Here is a 15,179-nt window from a genome sequence, read left to right as displayed (position 1 = left end):
CCCGGCGCCCGGGTGCGGATCTCCCGCGCGGCCGGGCCCGGCGTTCCTCTAGAGTCACAGCATGGCGCCAGACGAGGGGATGACCACCGCCCGGGTCGACAGTTGGATCTGGTCGGTGCGGCTGACCAAGACGCGTTCGGCGGCCGCCGCGGCGTGCCGGGCCGGACACGTGCGCGTCAACGACGAGCGGGTCAAGCCCGCCCACGGCGTGCGCCCCGGCGACGAGGTGCGACTGCGGCAGGCCGGCCGGGAGCGCATCGTCGTGGTGAGGCGGCTGGTGCGCAAGCGGGTGGGCGCCCCGGTCGCCGTCGAGTGCTACGTCGACAACAGCCCGCCGGTGCCGCCGCGCGAGGAGGTCGCGGTCATCGCCGTCCGCGACCGCGGTGCGGGCCGGCCCACCAAGCGCGACCGCCGCGAGCTGGACCAGCTGCGCAGCCGGCTCGGCTCCGGGCCGGAGCCCGAGCAGTGGCCCTGAGCGGCCGGGGCGCCGCTCAGGCGGGCGGCAGCGCGTCGAGGTAGACCCACCGGCCGTCCTCCCGGACGAAGCGGCTGTGCTCCTCCTGGCTGCCGGTGCGGCCGCGCACCGCGTAGTGCGCGCGGAAGGTGACCGTGCCCTCGGTGTGGAAGGCGCTGCCGTCGGTCGCGGCGAGGATCTCCAGGGCGGTCCAGCGCTGCGCCGGGTCGAGTTCGAGGACGGCCGGGCGGGTCGTCGAGTGCCAGCTGCGCAGCAGGTAGGCGGTGTCGCCGACGGCGAAGGCGCTGTAGCGCGAGCGCATCAGGCGCTCGGCCGTCGGGGCCGCGGCGCGTCCCTGGTGGAAGGGGGCGCAGCACTCTTTGTAGGACGCCTCGCGGCCGCACGGGCAGGGCGAGTTCTCGGTGACGGCGGCGGGTGCGGGCGGCTGCTGCCGGGTGCGGCGCTGCGGGGATTTCGACGACTTCCTGGGCTGTGGCACCCCACGATTGTGCCGGGTCCGGCGGGGGACGTCGGCGCCGGGCGGAAGGTGCGGGCGGCCCGGTCTTCGGAAAGCTGGCCCGTTTGAGGGATTTCCCTGATAAATACTCCGTTTGCGGATCTTCTTGGCTTGATACCGGTCGTGAGGCTGGAAGAACTCACGGAGACCGTCCCCACACCCAGGAGAGAACCCTCATGATTCTGTCCATTTCCGGCGTCGTCCTGCTCGGTGTCATCGTCTTCCTCTTCTTCCGCAAGGACGGCCTGAAGTTGTCCCACGCCCTGATCTGCGCGCTCTTCGGGTTCTACCTCGCGGGCTCGGCCATCGCGCCCAGCATCAAGGCCGGTGGGGCGAGCCTGGCCAGCCTCCTCGGCGGCATCAAGCTGTAGGCCCCGGCGGGGCGGGACCGCCCCCGCCCGCCCCGCCCCGGCCGTTCGCCCACGCCGATCCCGCCCGTCGTCCCTACGAGCACCAGGAGAGCATCCGTGGCCCGGCGCCCCCTGCCCCGCATCCTCACCGGCAACGCCCTGACCGGCAGCGCCCCGCTCGCCCGCGGCCGCGAACTGGCGCGGTCCGCGGCCGACGGCGCGACCGACGTGCTGCACCCGCTGATCACCATCAGCCGGGGCCTGCGCCGACTCGCGGTGGCCGCACGGGGACGCTGGGCCGCCACCTCCAAGGAGCAGCGGGGGCCGCTGGGTTGCCTGGCCGCGGGGTCGGTGTTGCTCGTGACCCTGGTGCCGTACGGTCCGCTGCTCGCGGTGATCGGGGTGACGGCGGCCGCGGCCTGGCTGGGCCGGGACCGCACGCCGGTGGCGGAGGACACCGGCCCGAGCGAGGCGGAGACCGAGCGCCTCCAGGCGCTCTACGAGGCGCTGGTGCCGCACTTCCTCGCCGAGGGCGATCCCGCGCCCCTGTACTGCCACGACGGCGACTGGCAGCAGGCGTTCCCCGAGTACGCCTTCGACGACGACGGGCGGCCGGCGCGGCTGCACCTGAAGTACCCGGCGTACTTCCCCGACGGCGACGACGGTGCTCGGGCCGCGATCGAGCAGCTGCTGCACGCCAAGTCGGGCCGCGGCCGGGAGTACCGCTTCGACTGGGACGAGGAGGCCAACCAGTTGATGATGACGGCGCTCGGGCCGCTGCCGACGGATCTGGCGGCGCAGCGCTTCGTGACGTCCCCGGGCGAGACGGTGCTCGGCTTCACCGACGCCGCATCCGTGCAGCGGACGCTGCCGGTGGTCTGCGGGAGCGTGCCGCGGGACGAGCCGCCGGTGGTGTGGCGCACCGGCCGGCGCTCCACCGAACCGCATCTGCTGGCCCTCGGGCAGCCGGGCGCCGGCGGGACGACGCTGCTGCGCTCGATCGCGCTCCAGGCACTGCACCACGGCGACGTGCTGGTGGTCGACGGCGGCGGCACCGGAGAGTTCGGGTGCCTGGTGGGACGGCGCGGGGTACTGGCCGTGGAGAGCCAACTGGCCGGTGCGCTGGCGGCGCTGGAGTGGGCCGCGCACGAGACGGAGCGGCGGCTGGTCGCCGCCAACCGTGCGCAGCAGGCGGGGCGGACCGCGCCGGCGGACTCCCGGCGGCCGCTGTGGATCGTCGCGGACCGCCTGACCGCGCTGTCCCACCTGGCGGCGGTGGAAGGCCGGGACGACCCCCAGCGCCTGCTCCAGGTGCCGCTGCGGCACGGCCGGGCGGCCGGGGTGACGGTGGCGGTGGCCGACCAGTTCGAGACGGCCGAGCTGCTGAGCGATCCGGTGCGGGCGCACACCAAGGCGCGGGTCGTGCTCGGTCCTGCCACGGCCGAGGAGGTGCGGGCGGTGCTGGGTGTGCCGCCGCACACCACGCCGCTCGCCCAGGTGCCGCCGGGCCGCGGCTACGCCCGGCTCGGCACCGGCCCGGTCCTCCGCCTCCAGGTGCCGGCCACCCCCGACCCGTACGACGAGGCCGCCGGGGAGGCGCAGCGGCGGGCGGTCCTGGCCCTGCTGCCGGAGCGGACCGCCGCCGCGCCGGACGGCGCGCGGCCGACCACCGACGGCCCCGGACCGGTGTCCTTCGCGAAGCACCCGGACGCCGGCGACGGCTCGGCGTCCGTGGGCGGCCGGCACGCCACGCCCTGAGGCCGCTCCGCGGGCGGCATCCGCCGGCGCGTGAGCCCACCGGGGGCGGCCGGGTGCCACCGCGGCTCGGGTGGCCGGCCGGCTCCCGGCCTCAGGCCACGAACGCCGGCGGCGACTCCGTCTCCACCGACGCCCCGGTCGCCACCAACTGCGCCGCCCTGGCCAGCCGGACCACGGCCTCGTCGGCGACCGCCCCGCTGACCGTGAACGGCAGCCGCACGAAGCCCTCGAAGGCGCCGTCCACGCCGAACCGCGGCCCCGACGGCACCCGGACCCCCAGCCGCTCCCCCGCCTCCGCGATCCGGGAGCCGGAGAGCCCGCCCGTCCGGGCCCACAGCGTCAGGCCGCCGCGCGGGACGCTGAACTCCCAGTCGGGCAGGTGCCGGTGGAGCGCCTCGACGATCGCGTCGCGGTTCTCCCGGGCCTGGTCGCGACGGATCCGGACGGCGTCCTCCCAACCGCCCCCCTCCAACAGGGAGGCGATCGCGAGCTGTTCGAGGACCGGCGAGCCGAGGTCGGAGTAGGCGCGGGCGGCGACCAGGCTGCGGATGATGTCGGGCGCGGCCCGCACCCAGCCGATCCGCATCCCGGCCCAGAACGCCTTGCTGGCCGACCCGACGGTGATCACCGCGCTGCCGGCGGGGTCGAACGCGCAGACCGGGCGGGGCAGTTCGGTGTCCGGATCGAGCACGATCTCGGTCATGGTCTCGTCGACGACCAGCAGGGTGCCGGCCGACCGCGCGGCGTCCACGAGCCGGCGGCGCTGGTCCTCGGTGGCGAGGCTGCCGGTGGGGTTGTGGAAGTCGGCGACGACGTAGGCCATCCGGGGCGCGGCGTCCCGCATGACCTGGCGCCAGGCCGGGATGTCCCAGCCCGTCAGCCGCTCGCCGAGGGCCACCGGGACGAGCCGGGCGCCGGCGTCCCGCATCAGCTGGAGGATGTTGGCGTACGAGGGCGAGTCGACGGCCACCCGCTCCCCCGGCCCGGTGCACAGCCGACAGATCGCGGCGACGGCGCCCATCGCGCCGGTGGTGACCATGATCTGCTCGGGCATGGTGGGGATACCGCGGGCGGTGTAGCGGTCGGCGAGGGCCTGGCGCAACACCGGCAGGCCGGCCGGGTAGTCGCCGTGGGTGTGGGAGTAGAGCGGCAGGTCGGCCATGGCGCCCTGGACGGCGCGGGTGAGCCAGGGCTCGGGGGCGGGCAGGGCGGCGCAGCCGAGGTCGATCATCGATCCGGCGGCCTCCGGCGGGAGCGGTTCCAGGCCGCGGGTGGGCAGCGGACTGCCCGCCGGGACGGCGGTCCAGCTGCCCGAACCGCGCCGGGACTCCAAGAACCCCTCGGCGCGCAGCGCCTCGTAGGCGGCGGCGACGGTGGTGCGGCTGACGCCGAACGCGGTGGCCAACTCGCGTTCGGCGGGGAGCCGGGCGGCGACCGGCACCCGGCCTTCGAGGACGAGCCTGCGGACGCCGTCGGCGAGGCTGCGGTAGGCGGGCAACTTCCGCCCGCCTACGGAGAGTTCGGCAGCCCGCGGGTCCTGCGACCGGAGCAGGCGGGCGAGTTGGGGCGCGCCCACCGCGGAAGTCCACTGCGCCATGAAGATCAGTCCACCTTCCCCGAATTGGCTCTACATCCAGAGCCCGAACATGCCACATGGTGACACGCACCAGTCCAATCTTGCCAGGAGGGGGAAAAGACGTGTCCATCACTCGGAGGTCCGGTACCGGGCGGTCACACCTGCCGCGCCGACTCGCGCAGCTCTACGCGGGGCTCGTGCTGTACGGAGTGAGCATGGGGCTGATGGTCCGCGCCGGACTGGGCCTGGAACCGTGGAGCGTGTTCAACCAGGGCATATCCCGCCATACCGGACTGTCGATCGGCACCGTCACGATCATCTCCGGGGCGCTGATCCTGCTGCTGTGGATCCCGCTGCGGCAGCGCCCCGGCCTGGGCACGGTCTCGAACGTGGTGATCCTGGGCCTCGTCATGGACGGCACGCTGGCAGTGGTCCCCGCGGTGCACCCGCTCGCGGTCCGCGTGCCGCTGCTGGCAACCGCGGTCCTGCTCAACGGCGCCGCGACCGGCCTGTACCTCACCGCCCGCTTCGGCGCGGGGCCGCGCGACGGGCTGATGACCGGACTGCACCGCCGCACCGGCCGCCCCGTCCGGCTGGTGCGGACCTGCATCGAGCTGACCGTCCTCGCCGTCGGCTTCGCGCTCGGCGGCTCCCTGGGCATCGGCACGGTGGTCTACGCCCTGGCCATCGGGCCGCTGGCGCAGTTCTTCCTCCGCCGGTTCGCGATCGAGGGGTTGGCGGAGCGGCCGTCCACGCTGGTGGCCGGCTCGCCCGCGCCGTCACCTCAGCGCGCGATACTGCCGGAGTGACCCCTGCGATACGTCTGCGCCACCCCTACCTCGACCACCCCGGCCCGCTGCCCTTCGCCCATCGGGGCGGAACGGCGGACGGCCTGGAGAACACCGCCACCGCCTTCCGTCGCGCGGTGGACCTCGGCTACCGCTACCTGGAGACCGACGTCCACGCCACATCGGACGGCGCGCTGGTCGCCTTCCACGACGCGACGCTGGACCGGGTCACCGACTCCCGGGGCACCATCGCGTCCCTGCCCTGGCGGGAGGTCCGCCGGGCCCGGGTCGCCGGCCGCGCGCCGCTGCCGCTGTTCGAAGAGCTGTTGGAGGAGTTCCCCGAGGCCCGCTGGAACGTCGATCTGAAGGCGGAGGGCGCGCTGGAGCCGCTGCTGGCCCTGCTGCGGCGCACCGACGCCTGGGACCGGGTCTGCGTCGGCTCGTTCTCCGAGGCCCGGGTGGCCCGGGCGCAACGGCTCGCCGGCCGCCGGATGGCCAGTTCGTTGGGCACCCGCGGGGTGGCCGGGCTGCGGTTCCGCTCCTACGGGCGGGGGGCGGTGCCGTTGGACCGGCTGCTGGGCGCGGCGGTGCGGCGCAGCGCGGTCTGCGTCCAGGTGCCCGAGCGCCAGTCCGGGATCCGCGTCGTCGACCCGCTCTTCCTGCGCGCCGCACACGCCCTGGGCATGCAGGTCCACGTCTGGACGGTCAACGACGCGAGCCGGATGCGGGCCCTGCTCGACCTCGGCGTGGACGGCATCATGACCGACGACCTGGAGACCCTGCGCACGGTACTGATCGAGCGGGGACGCTGGGTCAGCTGATTCCGGGGCCCACCGGCCCGACGGCGGCGCGACGACGCGGTGCGCGGTCCGCGGGACTCCCGCGCGGCGGGGCGGCGCCCTCTTCGGAGGTGACGCCGCCGATCGGGCGCCGTATCGTCTCCCCTCGCCAGGATCGACGGGGAGGGGTCGGGGAACCGCCGTGCCGGCGGGCGCCGTTCGGGCGGCCCGGTGGTCGTGCCGGCCCTTCCCGCTCTTCCCGATCGGTCTCGGCGGGGTCATCGGTGCGGGCTCGCGGGCACGCGCCGGCGACCGTCACGTGATCGACCACAGGGAAACGCTGCGCGGTGCGGACCGAGCGGGGGCGTCGGGTCTCGGCGCGCGCCCGTGCCCGGTTGCCGTCGCCGCGCGATACGGGGACGGACGACGGGGGTGCGGGTGCAGGACACACGGACGGTGGACGGGGCCGCGGCGGAGGCGGCACGGTCCGCGCGCCGGCGGGAGCAGCGCGGCTGGTACTTCTACGACTGGGCGATCAGCGTCTACTCGACCAGCGTGCTGACGGTCTTCCTCGGGCCGTACCTGACGTCGGTGGCGAAGGCCGCGGCGGACGCCGAGGGCTTCGTGCACCCGTTGGGCCTGCCGGTCCGGGCGGGCTCGTTCTTCGCGTACACGGTCTCGGCGTCCCTGTTGCTGTCGGTGCTGGTGATGCCGGCGGCCAGCGCGCTGGTGGACCGCACCGGCCGCAAGAAGCCCCTGCTGGGGTGCTGCGCCTACACGGGGGCGGCGGCGACCACGGGGCTGTTCTTCCTGGGCGGCGACCGCTACCTGCTGGGCGGCGCGCTGCTGATCGTCTCGAACGCCTCGTTCGTGGTCGCGATGATGCTCTACAACTCGTACCTGCCGCAGATCGCCGGCCCGGACGAGCGGGACGCGGTCTCCTCGCGCGGTTGGGCCTTCGGCTACGCGGCCGGCTCGCTGGTCCTCGTCGTCGACCTGGCGCTGTACGCCGGCCACGACGCCATCGGGGTCTCCCAGGGCACCGCGGTGCGGATCTGCCTGGCGACGGCGGGACTGTGGTGGGGCGGCTTCGCGCTGATCCCGCTGCGGCGGCTGCGCGACCGGCCGGCGCCCGGCGCCGGCACGGGACGGCACCAGCTGCGGGAGACCCTGCGCGACATGCGGCGGCACCCGCTGACGCTCGCCTTCCTCCTCGCCTACCTCGTCTACAACGACGGCATCCAGACCGTGATCACCCAGGCGTCCGTCTTCGGCTCCGAGGAACTGGGGCTGGACCAGACCACGCTGATCGTGGCGGTGCTGCTGGTGCAGGTGCTGGCCGCGGCCGGCGCCCTGCTGATGGGCCGACTGGCCCGGACGTACGGCGCCCGGCGGACCATCCTGGCCTCGCTGGTGGCCTGGACGCTGACGATCGCCGCGGGGTACTTCCTGCCCGCGCGGGCGCCGGTGTGGTTCTTCGCGCTGGCGGCCGCGATCGGGCTGGTGCTGGGCGGCAGCCAGGCGCTGTCCCGTTCGCTCTTCTCCCATCTGATCCCGCGCGGCAAGGAAGCGGAGTATTTTTCCGCGTACGAGATGAGCGACCGGGGGGTGAGCTGGTTGGGGCCGCTGGTGTTCGGGCTGGCGTACCAGCTGACCGGGAGCTACCGGGACGCGATCGTGTCCCTGGTGGCGTTCTTCGCACTCGGCTTCGTGCTGCTGGCGCGGGTGCCGGTGCGGCGGGCGATCGCGGCGGCCGGCAATCCGGTACCTGACCGGATTTAGCCCTTGAGGGTGCGGGGCGGTAGTGTACGCCTTTGGCTCACCAGGCGGACCGTTACTGCGCGCTCAACTCCTTGAGGCGCTGGGTGACATCTGCTGCCAGATGTGACAAACCGGGCGCTGGTGGGTACAACAAGGGGCGGCACGACGGGCGACGCAGGCGACGTATGTCCCGATGACGGGAATCTTCACCGCCGACCGGACGTTGACCGGATGACGACGACAGCGACACCTGTCCTGTGGGCGACAAGCCCGGGAGGCACGATTCATGAGTGAGCGAGCTCTCCGCGGTACGCGCCTCGTGGTGACCAGCTACGAGACCGACCGCGGCATCGACCTGGCCCCGCGCCAGGCGGTGGAGTACGCATGCCAGAACGGACATCGTTTTGAGATGCCGTTCTCGGTTGAGGCCGAGATTCCGCCGGAGTGGGAGTGCAAGGTTTGCGGTGCACCCTCCCTCCTGGTGGATGGGGATGGTCCTGAGGAGAAGAAGGGCAAGCCCGCGCGTACGCACTGGGACATGCTCATGGAGCGGCGGACCCGCGAGGAGTTGGAGGAGGTGCTGGCCGAGCGGCTGGCCGTCCTGCGCTCCGGCACCATGAACATTGCCGTGCATCCGCGCGACACCAATCGCAAGTCCGCCTGACGGCGGGCCGAGCGGCACACAAGGGCCGGTGACACCGCACTGACGGTGGCACCGGCCCTTGCCGTGCGCGCGGTCCCCGCAGCGCACACCGGCCCGGGCCGGACGCCACCTGCGTCCGGCCCGGGCCGGTGCGGCCGGGGCGGGTGTCAGCGGGTGAGCGGCGGGTCCTGGCGGCGCGGGGGCGGCGGCCCGTCGGGGTCGATCACCTCGCCCTGCACGACCTTGCCGTCGGGGCGGTGCATGCGGGCCTGCTGGTAGACGTCGCCGAAGGTCCCGGCGGCGAAGCCCGGACGGTTCAGCCGCTTGTCCGCGCGGCGCAGGATCAGCCGGCCGGTCGGCGGGAACAGGCAGAGCAGCCCGAGCACGTCCGAGAGCAGGCCGGGCACCATCAGCAGCAGCCCGCCGATCATCGGGAGGGTGTTGCCGGTGCCGGCGGAGCCGGTCTCGCGGGGGGTTTCGGGGGCGCCGCCGGTCTGCAGGGCGCCGGTGAGGTTGCGCCAGGCGCGGCGGCCGGCCCGCTTGATCACCGCGCCACCGACGAGCACGCCGGCGAGCAGCAGGAGGAAGACCGTCAGGCCGTTGGTGGCGCCGGCGACCACCGTCAGCAGCCAGATCTCCAGCACCATCCAGGCGACGACGCCCAACGGGGCGAAGCGGCGGGCCCGCGAACGGGGCGGGCGGGGACTCGGCGGTGGCGTGGCTCCGAACGTCATGCCACCAGTGTGCCTGGCCCGATCCGGCGGGGAGTCAGCGACCGCGGATCTTGCTCACCTTGGAACCGACGCCCCAGGCGGTGATCCGCCAGAGCGCCTCCACGACGATGTCGCGGCTCATCTTGCTGTCGCCCAGCTCGCGGTCGACGAAGGTGATCGGGACCTCGACGACGTGGTACCCGGCCTGGACCGCGCGCCGGGCCAGGTCGACCTGGAAGCAGTAGCCCTGGGAGGCCACCTCGTCCAGGCCCAGGCCCTCCAGCGTCTGCGCCCGGAAGGCGCGGAAGCCGCCGGTGACGTCGCGGATCGGGACGTCCAGCATGACGCGGGAGTAGGTGCTGCCGCCGCGGGAGAGGACCTCGCGGTACTTCGGCCAGTTCACCACGCGGCCGCCGGGCACCCAGCGCGAGCCGAGCACCAGATCGGCACCCTTGAGGGCGGTGAGCAGCCGGGGCAGCTCCTCGGGCTGGTGGGAGCCGTCGGCGTCCATCTCGACCAGGACGTCGTGGCCGTTGTCGATGCCCCAGCGGAAGCCGGCGAGGTAGGCGGCGCCCAGCCCCTCCTTGCCCTTGCGGTGCAGCACGTGGACCTTGTCGTCCGTGGCGGCCAGCTCGTCGGCGAGCTTGCCGGTGCCGTCCGGACTGTTGTCGTCCGCGATCAGGACGTGCGCCTCGGGGACGGCGGACCGCACCCGCGAGACGATCGGCTTGATGTTCTCCGCCTCGTTGTACGTCGGAATGATCACCAACGTGCTGCCGAGCGGACCGTACTGCCGCTGACCGTCTGTCACTGCTGCCCCTTCTCGTCCTTCGTACGCCTGCGACGGCCGGCGATGACGGCGGCCCCGCAGGACAGGAGGCCCACGATAGCGAGCACCCACTCGGGAGCCGCGCCAACGCGGTCAGCGAGCGTCGTTTCGTCGCGCAGAGGGATGCGGGCCGAGACCACGCCCTGGGTGAATTCGGGAATCTGGTGCGTAACGGTCCCGTCGGGGGCGACCACCGCGCTGATCCCGCTGGTGGCCGCGGTGACCACGGCCCGACCGTGCTCGACGGCCCGCAGCTTGGACATCGCCAGCTGCTGCTCGGGCTGGCCGGTGCGCCCGTAGGTGGCGTTGTTGGTCTGGATGACCAGGGCCCGGGCTCCCGACCGGACGGTGTCGTGGACGATCTCGTCGTAGGCGACCTCGAAGCAGATGACGTCGCCGAGCTTGGCCGGGCCGACCTTCAGCAGGCCGGTGTGGTCGCCCGGGTAGAAGTCGCGGGGCACCCGCTTGAAGCGGGTGATGATCTTGCTGAGCTGCTCCCGGAACGGCACGTACTCACCGAACGGCACCGGGTGCTGCTTGGTGTACGAGGCGCCCGGACCGGTCTTGGGGTCCCAGACGATGCCCTCGTTGAAGACGTAGCCCGGCTTGGTCGGGTGGTCGACCAGGGCGCCGACGAGGACCGGCACGCCGATCGCCTTCACCGCCTCGTCTATCCGGTCGTACGCCTGCGGGTACTGGAAGGGGTCCAGATCGGAGGAGTTCTCCGGCCAGATGACCAGGTCCGGCTTGGGGACCCGGTGGTGCCGGACGTCGTCGGCGAGCTTCTCGGTGGCGGTGGCGTGGTTGTCCAGGATCTGCATCGGGCGGCCCAGGAAGTCCATCCCGGGCTTTTGGACGTTGCCCTGCACCACGGCGATCCGGACGGTGTCGTCGGCCTTGGTGGGAACCGGAACGGCCAGGCCGGCCAGGGTGACCGCGGCGGCCAGGCCGAACGCCTCCAGCGCGCGCACCGCGCTGCGCGGGCCGCCGCCGCGGCGCAGCCCCCACAGCGCGACCGCACAGGCCGCCAGCAGCGCACCGGCCAGCGCGACCGCGAAGGTCACCAGCGGTGCGCCGCCGAGCGCGGCGAGCGGGGTGAACGGCGAACCGGTGTTGGCGAAGGCCAACCGGCCCCACGGGAAGCCGCCGAACGGCAGCCGGTCCCGGGCCCACTCCTGGGCGACCCACAGGCACGCACCCCACAGCGGCCAGCCGGGCAGCCGCGAGGTGAGCGCCAGCCCCGCCCCCAGCACCACGACGAACAGCGACTCGGCGACGGACAGGCCCACCACCGCGTCCCAGCCGACCACGTGCAGCCACTTCAGCAGCAGCAGGAAGAACGGCAGCCCGAACGCGAAGCCGGTCCAGGCGCCCTGGCGGGCCCGCCGCCCGCGGGTCAGCACCGCCAGCGCGGCGACCGCGAGCAGCGACAACGGCCACAGGCCGTAGGGCGGGAAGGCCAGGCCGAGGGCGAGACCGGCGACCACCGCGAGGGCGGTGCGCAGCGCTTCGCGACGGGCCAGGGCGACCAGCCGGCGGGCCCGGCCGGGACGGGCGTCGGTGCCGGCCGGGCCGGACGGCACCGGGCCGTCGGGCGCGGTGCCGCGCGCGCTGGCGGCGGTGGTGTCGGAACCCGATGACACGGTCGCGGGCCTTCCTGCAGGTCGTCCGGTTGTCAGCTGACCGTACATCGGAGGGCCGAGGGCGCGGGGGTGGGGTGCGCGAACCGCAGGCGGATCGCGCGGGGCCGGGCGAGAGGGGCCGGGCGCCGTCGTGCCGGCGGCGGGGTGCGGGTGCGGATAGGGGCCCGGCGCCCTTCGGGCCGGCCTGGGATCCGCTGGCTGCGGGTCGACCGAGAGCCGTTGTCTACTGAGCGCCGGGCCCCACCCGGGTCGCACCTGCCGACCGACCTCGCCATCGCCCTGGCGCTGGACCTGGCTCCCAGTGGCGGTGTGCCGGATGGCTCGCCGCCCCATGGCCCAGCTGCGTTCGACGGCTGCGCGGAGGTCTCCCGGTCGGACGTCCTGTGGTGGACTCGGCCGAACCTACCGGCCGACCGGCGCCTGCTGTCAACAGTCGCTCCGTCTCCGGCGTTTTCGCGTCGTCCCAGGTCAGTGCCGAGCCTTCCCAGGTAGGGCGGGCGCCTTCGGGCGCCGTGTCCGGCGCCACCGGCATGTGCGATGTCACTCGATCGGCCGGTCGAAGACCGGCCGACCGGCGACGACGGTGCGCAGGCAGCGCGGGAGGGCGTTGCCGGGAGTGAGGTCGGGCAGGCCCGGGGTGCCGGAGCGGGGGTCGGTGGACCAGCGCTCGACGCGCTCGTCGGGCGCCTGGACGACGAGGTCCCCGGTCCGCCAGAGCGCGTAGTCGGCGGGCGCACCGGGCACCAGGACGCCGGCGTCGTCGCGGCCGATGGCGCGCCAGCCGCCGCGGGTGTGGGCGGTGAACGCGGCGCGGGCGGAGATGCCGTGCGCGCGGGTGCGGTGGAAGACGGCGGCGCGCACCGTGCCCCAGGGGTCGAGCGGGGTGACCGGGCTGTCGGAGCCGAGGGCCAGCGGCACGCCGGCCTTGAGCAGTGCCGCGTAGGGGTTGAGGCCGGCGGCCCGTTCGGCGCCGAGGCGGGTGGCGTACATCCCGTCGGGGCCGCCCCAGGCCGCGTCGAAGGCGGGCTGCACCGACGCGGTCAGGGCCAGTTCGGCGAAGGCGGCGATGGTGGCGTCGGTGAGCATCTCGGCGTGCTCGACGCGGTGCCGGGCGGCCCGGACGCGGGCCAGGCCGACCCGGTCGGCGGCGGCCCGGACGCCGTCGGTGACGGCGGTCAGGGCGGCGTCGCCGATGGCGTGGAAGCCGGCCTGGATCCCGGCCTCGGTGCAGGCCGCGACGTGTGCGGCGACGGCGTCGCGGTCGAGGTGGGCGGTGCCGGTGTGGGTTCCGCCGGGGCAGCCGGGCGGGGCGTCGGCGTAGGGGGCGTGCAGGTGGGCGGTGTGCGAACCGAGCGAGCCGTCGGCGAAGAGGTCGCCGGCGGCGCCGTGCGCACCGAGCTCCCGGATCCGGTCGGCTTCCTTTGCGGATGCGATCAGTTCGGCCCAGTAGCCGATGACGCGCGGACCGGTGCCCTCGGCGGCCCTGGCCAGGAGCGCGGTGAAGTCGTCCTCACTGGAGATCTCCGGGCCGGCGCACTCGTGGACCGTGCCGATGCCGAGCGAGGCGGCCCGCTCCAGCGCGGCGGCCTGGGCCTCGGCGCGCTGGGCGGGGGTGACGGTGGCGTACGCGGCGGCCCGGACGGCGTGGTGGGCGTCGCCGGTGAGCGGTGCCTCGGGGTGGTAGCCGGACCGCTCGCGGATGCCCGGGACCAGGTCGAGCAGGGCGGTGGTGACGACCGCGGAGTGCACGTCGACGCGGGTGAGGTACAGGGGACGGCCGCCGGCGACGGCGTCGAGTTCGGTGCGGGACGGCGGGCGGCCCTCCGGCCAGGCGCTGGCGTCCCAGCCGTGGCCGAGCAGGACGCCGCCGGCCGGGCGGCCGGCGGCGTGCGCGCGGATCCGGTCCAGGGCGTCGGCCAGGGTGGCGGCGCCGGAGAGGTCCAGGCCGGTGAGGGCGAGTCCGGTGGCCGTGGTGTGCACGTGTGCGTCCGTGAACGCCGGGGTGACCAGTGCCCCGTCGAGGTGGACGACCTCGTCGACGCCGTCGGCGAAGGAGTCGGCGGCACCCTCCTCGCCGACCCAGGCGATCCGGTCGCCCTCGACGACCATCGCGGTGGCGAAGGGGTCGGCGGGGCTGTGCACCTCACCGCCTCGCAGGAGGACGGTGCGGGAGGGGTGCTGCTCGGAACTGTCCGGGTTGCGCTCGCTCATACCGGACAGTTTCGCCCCTGGCCGGCGGTGCCCGGCGCCCGGGGGTCGTCTCCCGGGCGGTTCAGATCCGCGGTGGACGGGCCTCGTAGGGGGTGGAGAGCACGACCGTGGTGCGGGTCGAGACACCGGCCAGGCTGCGGATGCGGGTGAGCAGGTGCTCCAGCTCCAGCGGGGCGGCGACCCGGACCTTGAGGATGTAGTTCTCGTCGCCGGCGACGCTGTGGCACGCCTCCAGCTCGGGGACCTCGGCGAGCCGGTCGGCGATGTCGTCGGGGGCGCTGGGGTCGAAGGGTTTGACCGAGATGAAGGCGGTGAGCGGCAGGCCCACGGCTTCGGGGTCGACGATGGCGGCGTAGCCGCGGATCACCCCGCGCTGTTCGAGGCGGCGCACCCGTTGGTGCACCGCCGAGGTGGACAGGCCGGTGGCCTTGCCCAGGTCGGTGTAGCTCATCCGCCCGTCCTTGACGAGCAGATCCACGATTTGTCGGTCCAACTCCTCCACCCGCTCAACCTACTGTGCGCGGGCGCGTGTGCGCAGCGCGCGCCGGATCGTGGACGCCCACGCACCGGGTCATGTGAGCAACGCCACACCGGTGACGCGGGGTCCGCGGGGTGCCGGCGATTATGCGCCCGGCATGAAGGGCATTGCTGCTGATGGCCGAGACCGCCGGTCACACGAACGCAGTCAGCGGTCCCAGTGGCCCACCCGAGGGGGATGGACATCATGCGACGCCTGAAGCAGGACTCCGCCGCAGCCCAGGTCAGCGCCCAGGAGGGCGACAGTTTCGGGTTCCCGGTCGAGGAGGTGGCGGACGACCCCTTCGACACCTACGAGATCTACCGCGTGAGCTGCCCGGACTGCGGGCAGCCGATCGCCCTGCTGGTGGACGAGGACACGCTCCCGGAGCACGCGCTGTGCCCCTCGCCGTGGAACCCGTTCGCGCTGACGGTGTGCCAGGGCTCCGGCCGGCCGGCGGCCGACGCCCCGGACACCGACGACATGATGGACGCCCAGGAGCAGGACGCCGCCATCCTGTTGACGCTGCCCGAGGGCCTGGACTGGCGCCGTCAGCCGTTCTCCCACCCCGGTGGCCCCGGCGAGCGGGCGGCCCGGGTGCCGCGCTCGCGCCGCCGGAGCTGAGGTCGTCCGAGCCGGC

The 15,179-nt window shown here is 74.3% G+C and carries 15 protein-coding genes; 8 read left to right on the top strand and 7 right to left on the bottom strand.

The window, feature by feature from the left end; translation table 11 throughout:
• Positions 1-61 precede the first annotated feature (61 nt).
• On the top strand, positions 62-475 hold the full coding sequence (locus ACJ6WD_RS09265; protein ID WP_233658955.1) for an RNA-binding S4 domain-containing protein: 414 nt from the start codon (positions 62-64) through the stop codon (positions 473-475).
• 16 nt (positions 476-491) lie between these two features.
• On the opposite strand, the gene ACJ6WD_RS09260 is transcribed toward ACJ6WD_RS09265, so the two are convergent.
• On the bottom strand, positions 492-953 hold the full coding sequence (locus tag ACJ6WD_RS09260; protein WP_233658954.1) for a YchJ family metal-binding protein: 462 nt from the start codon (positions 951-953) through the stop codon (positions 492-494).
• Positions 954-1,147: 194 nt separating this feature from the next.
• Here ACJ6WD_RS09260 and ACJ6WD_RS09255 point away from each other — a divergent pair, with 194 nt between their 5' ends.
• Together ACJ6WD_RS09255 and ACJ6WD_RS09250 are read left to right on the top strand one after the other, a co-directional pair.
• The gene (locus ACJ6WD_RS09255) at positions 1,148-1,342 is read left to right on the top strand and encodes a hypothetical protein (protein WP_016576341.1); all 195 of its coding nucleotides are present in this window, start codon (positions 1,148-1,150) and stop codon (positions 1,340-1,342) included.
• 96 nt (positions 1,343-1,438) lie between these two features.
• A complete protein-coding gene (locus tag ACJ6WD_RS09250) occupies positions 1,439-3,079 on the top strand; it encodes a hypothetical protein (protein WP_407615493.1) in 1,641 nt (546 codons plus the stop codon).
• Positions 3,080-3,170: 91 nt separating this feature from the next.
• Here ACJ6WD_RS09250 and ACJ6WD_RS09245 read toward each other — a convergent pair whose 3' ends face one another.
• The gene (locus ACJ6WD_RS09245; RefSeq protein WP_233658952.1) at positions 3,171-4,676 is read right to left on the bottom strand and encodes a PLP-dependent aminotransferase family protein; all 1,506 of its coding nucleotides are present in this window, start codon (positions 4,674-4,676) and stop codon (positions 3,171-3,173) included.
• A gap of 194 nt (positions 4,677-4,870) precedes the next feature.
• On the opposite strand from ACJ6WD_RS09245, the gene ACJ6WD_RS09240 reads away from it, so the two are divergent.
• The 4 genes from ACJ6WD_RS09240 (at position 4,871) to ACJ6WD_RS09225 (ending at position 8,647) form a co-directional block, all read left to right on the top strand.
• On the top strand, positions 4,871-5,464 hold the full coding sequence (locus ACJ6WD_RS09240; RefSeq protein ID WP_233659074.1) for a YitT family protein: 594 nt from the start codon (positions 4,871-4,873) through the stop codon (positions 5,462-5,464).
• Positions 5,461-6,264 (top strand): glycerophosphodiester phosphodiesterase family protein, encoded by an 804-nt coding sequence (locus tag ACJ6WD_RS09235; RefSeq protein ID WP_233658951.1) that lies wholly within the window; start codon positions 5,461-5,463, stop codon positions 6,262-6,264. The genes ACJ6WD_RS09240 and ACJ6WD_RS09235 overlap by 4 nt, the downstream gene beginning before the upstream one ends.
• Before the next feature lie 396 nt (positions 6,265-6,660).
• Entirely contained in the window at positions 6,661-8,004 is a 1,344-nt protein-coding gene (locus tag ACJ6WD_RS09230) for an MFS transporter (RefSeq protein ID WP_407615492.1), read from the top strand.
• A gap of 265 nt (positions 8,005-8,269) precedes the next feature.
• Positions 8,270-8,647, top strand: a complete 378-nt coding sequence (locus ACJ6WD_RS09225; RefSeq protein WP_006601711.1) for an RNA polymerase-binding protein RbpA — start codon at positions 8,270-8,272, stop codon at positions 8,645-8,647.
• Between the two features lie 146 nt (positions 8,648-8,793).
• On the opposite strand, the gene fxsA is transcribed toward ACJ6WD_RS09225, so the two are convergent.
• The 5 genes from fxsA to ACJ6WD_RS09200 all read right to left on the bottom strand — a co-directional run bounded on the left by fxsA (position 8,794) and on the right by ACJ6WD_RS09200 (position 14,524).
• Entirely contained in the window at positions 8,794-9,360 is a 567-nt protein-coding gene (gene fxsA / locus ACJ6WD_RS09220; protein WP_233658949.1) for an FxsA family membrane protein, read from the bottom strand.
• 34 nt (positions 9,361-9,394) lie between these two features.
• Positions 9,395-10,150: a polyprenol monophosphomannose synthase gene (locus tag ACJ6WD_RS09215; RefSeq protein WP_376447294.1), complete on the bottom strand. Its 756-nt coding sequence runs from the start codon at positions 10,148-10,150 to the stop codon at positions 9,395-9,397.
• Positions 10,147-11,811: an apolipoprotein N-acyltransferase gene (gene lnt, locus ACJ6WD_RS09210; RefSeq protein ID WP_407615491.1), complete on the bottom strand. Its 1,665-nt coding sequence runs from the start codon at positions 11,809-11,811 to the stop codon at positions 10,147-10,149. Before lnt ends, ACJ6WD_RS09215 begins: the two co-directional genes overlap by 4 nt.
• Before the next feature lie 540 nt (positions 11,812-12,351).
• The gene (locus ACJ6WD_RS09205; protein WP_407615490.1) at positions 12,352-14,022 is read right to left on the bottom strand and encodes an amidohydrolase; all 1,671 of its coding nucleotides are present in this window, start codon (positions 14,020-14,022) and stop codon (positions 12,352-12,354) included.
• 61 nt (positions 14,023-14,083) lie between these two features.
• Positions 14,084-14,524: an Lrp/AsnC family transcriptional regulator gene (locus tag ACJ6WD_RS09200; RefSeq protein ID WP_016575508.1), complete on the bottom strand. Its 441-nt coding sequence runs from the start codon at positions 14,522-14,524 to the stop codon at positions 14,084-14,086.
• Between the two features lie 213 nt (positions 14,525-14,737).
• Here ACJ6WD_RS09200 and ACJ6WD_RS09195 point away from each other — a divergent pair, with 213 nt between their 5' ends.
• Positions 14,738-15,163: a hypothetical protein gene (locus tag ACJ6WD_RS09195; RefSeq protein ID WP_016575509.1), complete on the top strand. Its 426-nt coding sequence runs from the start codon at positions 14,738-14,740 to the stop codon at positions 15,161-15,163.
• Positions 15,164-15,179: the final 16 nt, after the last annotated feature.

The organism is Streptomyces sp. VTCC 41912 (assembly GCF_045799175.1).
Classification (GTDB): Bacteria; Actinomycetota; Actinomycetes; order Streptomycetales; family Streptomycetaceae; genus Streptomyces; species Streptomyces albulus_C.
This window is presented reverse-complemented; position numbering and strand designations above follow the sequence as displayed.